General features: G+C 38.2%; 9 protein-coding genes. All 9 read right to left on the bottom strand.

The genetic code is table 11. From position 1 onward, the window contains the following. Positions 1 to 1043, bottom strand: a 1043-nt coding sequence (locus tag J7K93_06895; GenBank protein ID MCD6116722.1) for a caspase family protein, incomplete at its 3' end; no start/stop codon positions are given. A gap of 381 nt (positions 1044 to 1424) precedes the next feature. Then, entirely contained in the window at positions 1425 to 1625 is a 201-nt protein-coding gene (locus J7K93_06890; GenBank protein MCD6116721.1) for a type II toxin-antitoxin system Phd/YefM family antitoxin, read from the bottom strand. Positions 1626 to 1637: 12 nt separating this feature from the next. Continuing rightward, the gene (locus J7K93_06885; GenBank protein MCD6116720.1) at positions 1638 to 1886 is read right to left on the bottom strand and encodes a type II toxin-antitoxin system RelE/ParE family toxin; all 249 of its coding nucleotides are present in this window, start codon (positions 1884 to 1886) and stop codon (positions 1638 to 1640) included. 735 nt (positions 1887 to 2621) lie between these two features. Then, a complete protein-coding gene (locus J7K93_06880) occupies positions 2622 to 3014 on the bottom strand; it encodes a type II toxin-antitoxin system VapC family toxin (protein ID MCD6116719.1) in 393 nt (130 codons plus the stop codon). Then, on the bottom strand, positions 3005 to 3262 hold the full coding sequence (locus J7K93_06875; GenBank protein ID MCD6116718.1) for an antitoxin: 258 nt from the start codon (positions 3260 to 3262) through the stop codon (positions 3005 to 3007). The genes J7K93_06880 and J7K93_06875 overlap by 10 nt, the downstream gene beginning before the upstream one ends. Positions 3263 to 3520: 258 nt before the next feature. Then, positions 3521 to 4591 carry a 3-isopropylmalate dehydrogenase gene (gene leuB, locus J7K93_06870; GenBank protein MCD6116717.1) on the bottom strand — a complete coding sequence of 357 codons (1071 nt, stop codon included), beginning with the start codon at positions 4589 to 4591 and terminating at the stop codon, positions 3521 to 3523. A 31-nt stretch (positions 4592 to 4622) separates the two neighbouring features. Next, positions 4623 to 5168, bottom strand: coding sequence for a 3-isopropylmalate dehydratase (locus J7K93_06865; GenBank protein MCD6116716.1), 546 nt, complete (start codon positions 5166 to 5168; stop codon positions 4623 to 4625). Between the two features lie 25 nt (positions 5169 to 5193). Continuing rightward, complete coding sequence (locus J7K93_06860; GenBank protein MCD6116715.1) at positions 5194 to 6492, bottom strand: 3-isopropylmalate dehydratase large subunit; 1299 nt, start codon at positions 6490 to 6492, stop codon at positions 5194 to 5196. 27 nt (positions 6493 to 6519) lie between these two features. Continuing rightward, a partial coding sequence (locus tag J7K93_06855) for a 2-isopropylmalate synthase (GenBank protein MCD6116714.1) occupies positions 6520 to 7256 on the bottom strand: 737 nt, incomplete at its 5' end.

Below are 7256 nucleotides of genomic sequence, written 5' to 3'. Positions count from 1 at the left end.
TCAATATACATTGGGCTGGCATTCTTAATAAGCATACCCTGCTGTGAGCCTCCTGAAAAACAGGCATCAAGCACAACTGTAATGGATTTTGCCGGAATCTTATCAATATTTTTATAAAATACATCAAGAGGATAACCGTAAATTTTTACATAATTAGGGTCTGAATTAGAAGGCATAAAATATGCTTTTTTACTGCTTAAATCCGGTGCGCCGTGTCCGCTGTAATAGATAAAAATATCAGACTCATTGGGCCTCACATAATTATATAATTTGCCGTGAAACTCAGTATCAGTACCGAAAATGCTCTCAAAGTCAGTCTTTTGTGCGTTCTCAACATAAATGATGTTTTCTTCGCGATAACCAAGCATATTTATCAGATACTTTTTCATTGCTGCTGCATCTTTTACAGCATAATCAACATCGGGGATATCGCGGTTTGAATATTCCTGATTACCTATAATAACCGCAACTCCGTATCGGTTTGAAGCATATACTTTTGGTATAGTCTTATCAACATCCACAAAAACAGGTTCAGCTTCTTTTGTACCTTTGCCTGTAATGCTGAAATTAAGTTCAACAGGTTTGGATTTAACTCTTGAATTTACATCAACAGCTACTACTTTATACGTTACTATTCCTGACGGAAGCCGTTTATCCCATCGCATCTTTGCTTCATATTGTCCCGATTGTCCGGGTTCAATAGGATCCATGAATTTTACAACTGAATGTGGCGTTGGATTCCAGCTCGATTTCAGTACTATTTCAAGCTTTGGCTGAATCTGTTTTATCATGCTATTATTATGAACTCCAACAAGCACTTCACCTGTTTCACCCTCACCTAATATCCCGTCTTTGGAGGGTTCCTGGAATAAAACAGTACAGGTCAGATCAGGCTGCTTATTTTCTCCAAATATTTCATTGATTGCCTGATCAACTTTAGATTTGATAATTTTACCAACATTGCTAATACCGCGCGATTTTGTTTGTGCGGTCAGAGAAGTAAATACTAATAAATATACTAAAATGAATGCTATCTTTCTCATAACACACCTCATTATTAAAAACTTATTGCCTGTAATAAATATTCTCAAACAATATCATTTCTCTACAGCATAGAGCCGAATATATCCATCTGAGGAAATCCACATTGTTTTTACGAATTTTGATTTATTTTAAGGTATATAGATTCTTCAGTTGAGTATCTTAAGTTAATTATAAAGTACTGTTTATTTCTTATATTGTCAATATTTTTTTCAATTTATTGAATGTAAGCTGAATTCGTGATAGAGGCTTTAAAACATGTCTGAAACAAGGATGAAAGCTCCTCCCCACCATCCTCTGGATGCCCGCTTTCGCGGGCATGACACACAAATTTCCCATAACCGGAAGCTTGAGCTGCACTCAAATCATGGGTTTGAAAATAATCAGGAAACTTTTAATTTCTTTTTCATTTTCTCAAGGCTGATTGTTGATGCATCTTTTTCATTCTGTTTTGCCTCACGCAGAATACGCAAGTCTTCATAATCAGCTAATTCTTCTTGAATTTTAAGGAATTCGCTATAAGGCAAAACAACGAACTCTTTCTTGCCATCTTTTTCTAAAATATTCGGATGAATTGCAATCATGCCTCTCCTCCGTCATCTATAGGCATCTTTTCTATGCCTAATTCTGTAAATTACAATTTTATTTGCATTGATTTCAAAAAGAATCCTGTAATTGCCTACACGCAATCTATATTCAGGAGCATGGTCAGTTAATTTCTTTACATCTCCTTGAAGATTATTTGACATCATTTCGATTCGTTTTATTATACGTCTGGAATCTAAAGCGGTAATATTCTTAAAATCCTTTTGTGCTCCTGGTTTAAATTCAATTGTACAATGCAATTACCAACCCATTCTTTTTTATTTTTTTGCATTCAACACTAAAACTAATAAACAGAATGTACAAAGGCAAGATAAATTTAGTCTCTATGTCAAATCGAGTGGGTAATGTCCGGACATAAATTCAAACTAATAAAATACTACATATAAAATTCACAAAATGTTGGTTTGGAATACCGGCATCTGCTAATCTCCGTCCGGAAAATGGCGAAAAACGAATGTCCCGATTTATCTATCATAAAGATTAAATAGAAAGTCGGGAGAACCCCTAATCTTGTTTTAAAAATATTATAGCTATAATTGGCGAGAGTTTATATTATCCATAGAGCTTTTTGACATTTTTAGGAGATTTGCAGCAGCCGGCTTTTTTTGGGTTTCGTCAGTCCCGATTATCTATAAAAAATATAATTGTCAGAATCCGGATTTTTGAAAAAAGTGCCGTACAATGATAAGAAATTCGGTTCACAAAAAAGATCAAACCAATAATTTTATTATCATTAATTATGAGGAAATCCAACATATCTCTTTTCTACTTGCTTTGAAGAAAGTAGAGCGCTGATAGTAAAAATGATAAAAATATTGTTCTTATATGCATTTTAATTAAAATACTTTAACAATTACCAAAATACTTCCAACTAAAACATGGAAGAACCACAAAAATAAACACAAATATTCCGTCCCTACGGGACAAAGCAATTTACAGTTAAAATTGACCTGTGTTGATGGATCACTTAATAATTAATATAAAATCAAACCATCAATTAATTTGAAATGTTTGTCTTTTGTTAATAAAGCCAAACCATGCTGTCGTGCAACTGAGGCAATCCATATATCATTAGTTGGAACCGGTGTTCCATTTTTACGAAGATTTTTATAGATATGCGCATAATATTCCGAGGTATCCAGGTCGTGATTAATAATATAAACCCGGGAATTATTAAGAAATCCTTCTAACTCTTTCAGGTTTTGCTCTATGCGGCTTCCGAGCAGAAACCCAGTGTATAATTCTGCCAACACGGATACATCAACCCCGATATAATCACAATTTTGAAAGGCTTTAATTATTTCCGGGTCATTACGCTTGTATGCAACATAGACATTTGTATCAATTAATATCTTCCTCAATCCCACATCTCCTCATCAATTTCTCGAAAAGATCCGGTATTCTTAATAAATTCTTTTTCTTCTTTTACAGTCCAGGTTCCGGCCATTGAATCCAGATCCTTATATTTTGGGAAGGCAGGTTTTTTGGTCAAGCCCAAACTATCTTTCAGGAGTTTAAGTAAAGTTTGGTTCATGCTCTCCTGATGCTTTTCTGCTGTCTTTTTAATCGCTTCTGCCAAAGCACTATCAACACCGCGAATAGTTATTGTTTTCATTTTATCACCTCTGCTGGCAATTGATGCTTGCTATTTGCTTCTAATATATGCATTCAGTGAATAGAATGCAAGAAAATTAATAGATTATTGCCCACCTGGAAATTTATGGAAATTGTATTGAATGTTTTTTCACGGCATTAGAAAAATTTCCGTCCGAAAATCCCCCTACTTTTCCTTCTGCTTGATACTAAAACAAATTGGAGAACCTTTTGCAACTTATTTATGCCACCTACTTGCACCTACTTCTTCCCCCTCAATTCACATCTTCCTCAGAATCTCCTCGAGAATCAAATCACCCATCTCATCTGTGCCTGTGACCATATCCTCCATCTCATGAGAAAGATCCGGAGTATGAAAACCTCTCTCAAGGACATTTGTTACTGCATCTTCAATTATGCCTGCTGTTCTTTCATCATCAAACGAGTATCTGAACATCATTGCAGCAGACCCGATCATTGCAACAGGATTTGCAATATTCCTGCCTGCAATATCCGGAGCTGTACCGTGAACAGGCTCGTAAAGCCCGGGCCCGTCACCTATGGATGCAGAGGGAAGCATACCGAGGGAACCTGTAAGCATGCTGGCTTCATCACTCAGTATGTCTCCGAACATGTTTGAAGTGAGTATAACATCAAACTGTGCGGGATCTCTGACGAGCTGCATCGCACAATTATCCACAAGCATGTGATTTATGGAAACATCCGGATATTCCTGTGATATTTCCGAAACAACGTCCCTCCAAAGCTGTGAAACTTTGAGGACATTTGCTTTATCAACAGATGTTATTTTTTTTGTCCGTTTGAGTGCAAATTCAAAAGATTTCAAAGTAATCCGTGCAATCTCTTCTTCATTATACTCCATTGTACTTACAGCCCGTCTTTTGCCGTTATCTGTTCTGATTTCAGAAGGAGCTCCAAAATATATCCCGCCTGTAAGTTCTCTGATTATAACCATATCAACATTATTTATCTTCTGGTTTCCATTATGATTAAGCAGTGTTTTTATGGGCCTGACATTACAGTACACACCCATTGTTTTTCGTAATGCAAGCAGAGCATCCTCAGGCTTGCTGCTGTTTTTTTCCTTTCCTGGGTTTGAATTGCCCACTGCACCGAGAAGTACACAATCTGCTTTCACACATTTTTCAAGAGTCTCCTCTTCAATCGGTTTTCCGTATTTATCAATAGCTGTCTGCCCTGCATCCCTGAATTCGAGATTAAAAACATAGTCTGTCTTCTTTTCAATTCCCCTCAAAACCTTAACAGCCTCGCCCATTACCTCTCTGCCGATTCCATCACCGGGCAGTACAACAATGTTTTTATTTTTCATAACCATCCCTTTAAATTTTAAATAAAACAGATTATATTATGTTACGTTCTCTTGCATAGCCAAAAATTCCCCCTGACAAAACAATGTCTCTTGCAGGCCCGAGAGGGTTTAAATCAAACTCCTCGCCTGTTTCTGCTTTTCTTATAACTGCCCTTTCCATGTCAATTACAGCTGTATCCCCAACAGAGAAATGATCAGTCAGCAGCTCTCTGGATTCAAAAGGCACAAGGAAACCTCCGTCTATGCAATTACGGAAGAAAATCCTTGCAAAACCCGCAGCTACAACAAATCTGACTCCTGCAATCTGCAGGGCAGCAGGTGCATGTTCCCTTGACGAACCGCATCCGAAATTTTCTCCTGCAATTATTATTTCATATTCACTTTTATCCTCTCCCGCTTTTACAAAGGGGAGATTCGAATATTCATTCCCCTGAAGTCCGGAAAGAGCCTTTCTCCCGTACTCTTTTCTCTCGTCCTCATCGTCTAAGCTGAACACAAGATATTTAGCCGGAATTATCTGATCCGTATCAATGTTGCCGCCTGTTACAAACACTTTTCCTGTGAATCTGTTTTCCATTCCGGTTCCTTTCAAGTCTCTAAAATTATCGAATAAACTCATCCGGGCCTGTAATTCTTCCTGTTACTGCAGATGCAGCAGCAGTATAAGGTGATGCCAGAAATATCTCGGCATCTTTATGCCCCATTCTTCCCGGAAAATTTCTGTTGGTTGTTGAAATAACTTTTTCCGGATCATTCACTCTTCCGAAAGTATCTTCAGGCCCTCCGAGGCATGCTGCACAGGAAGGCGGGCCTATACTGACACCTGCATTTTTCAGTATATCCCAGATACTTTTACCGTTAATTTCACTGCCTTTTAGATTTTTCTCAACAATAGTTGTTGCAGGGACTGCAAAAGTTTTAATTGCGACCTTTTTATTGTACAGAACTCTTGCAGCAGCAACAAAATCCTCTGTTTTTCCTCCGGTACATGAACCGATGTACGACCTCTCTATCTTAATATCCTGAAGATCTTCAGCAGGTTTCCCGTTTCCCGGTGAATGCGGAAGAGCTACCATAACTCTGAAATCTCCGCCGCTGTATTCTCTTATTTCAGAAAAATCCGCATCATTATCGCTTTCAATAATTTCATTCACTTCTACACCTTTTGCGCTGAAAAAATCAATAGTTTTTTTATCAGTTTTACATATCCCGTTTTTCGCTCCTGCCTCAATTACCATGTTGCACAGTGTCATTCTCTCCTCAATACTGAGAGATTCTATTCCTGATCCATGAAATTCAATCGCTTTGTAAGTTGCTCCCTTTACTCCCAAATCTGAAATAATACTCAGGATAATATCCTTTGCCATAACACCTTTTCGAATTTCTCCGTTAATTATAATCTTTATTGTCTCCGGAACTTTCACCCAGATCCTGCCTGTTCCCATTACAAAGGCCGCATCAGTATTGCCCACACCAGTGGCAAATGCACCAAAAGCACCTGCTGTACATGTATGGCTGTCAGTACCTATAAGCACTTCCCCTGGTTTTACAATCCTGTCTTCAGCAATAGTAACATGGCACACTCCTCTGTAATCTTTTGTCCCCGGATTATAGAAATTACTGATATTTTGAGCGGACGCAAATGTTCTCAAAATTTCAACATTCCTCTTTGCGTGTTTGTCTTTTGTAAAAATATAATGATCCGGTATAATGTATATCTTTTCAGGATCCCAGACTTTTGCATGTGCTCCGAACTCATGATAAAATATAGCGCTTGAAGGAGGACCGCATACATCATGCGTCATCAGGACATCAACATCAATCCAGATGACCTCCCCCGGAGAAACCTTTTCCAGCCCCGCATGGGCTGATAGAATCTTTTCAGTTATTGTCATTCCCATTTCGCATTTCCGCCATTATCTGTTTGTTTAATTTTTGTTATTTACAGCCAACTCTTGTATAGCTGTTTCAAGATCGCTGTCCCTTACCGACCCCTTTTTATCCGCTATAATCATGACACTTTTATAAAGAAGATTTAATTCCTCTGCTGTCAATTCAACTCCCAATTTTCTGCATCTCTCGCCAAGAGCATGCCTTCCGCTGTGTTTGCCGATAACAAGCTTTCTGCTATCAACTCCGACAGACTGAGGTGTCATAATTTCGTACGTAAGGGGATTTTTCAAAACTCCGTCCTGATGAATTCCAGCTTCGTGTGCAAAGGCATTATCGCCTACTACAGCCTTATTAGGAGGGACAGGCACATCTGTTATTTCTGATAATAATTTACTAACAGGATACAGCATGGTTGTGTCTATTGATAAATGTGCCTGATAAAAACTTTCTCTTGTTACAAGAGCCATAACTGTCTCTTCAAGAGAAGCATTGCCTGCCCTCTCTCCTATGCCGTTGACTGTACATTCAATCTGATCAGCACCATTTTCAACAGCAGCAAGAGAATTTGCAACTGCAAGCCCGAGGTCATTATGGGTATGCGCACTTAATCTTACCTGATTTTCAGGGAATCTTTTTCTTATTTCTCTGAACATCATCCCGTACTCCTCAGGTGTAGCATATCCTACCGTATCAGGGAGGTTTACCGTATTTGCCCCGGAACTTACAGCGCAGTCAACAATATCAACAAGAAAACTGATATCACTTCTGCTTG

Source organism: bacterium (assembly GCA_021158245.1).
Lineage (GTDB): Bacteria > Zhuqueibacterota > QNDG01 > QNDG01 > QNDG01 > QNDG01.
Note: the sequence above shows the minus strand (reverse complement) of the source record. Positions and strands in the feature narration are given on the sequence as shown.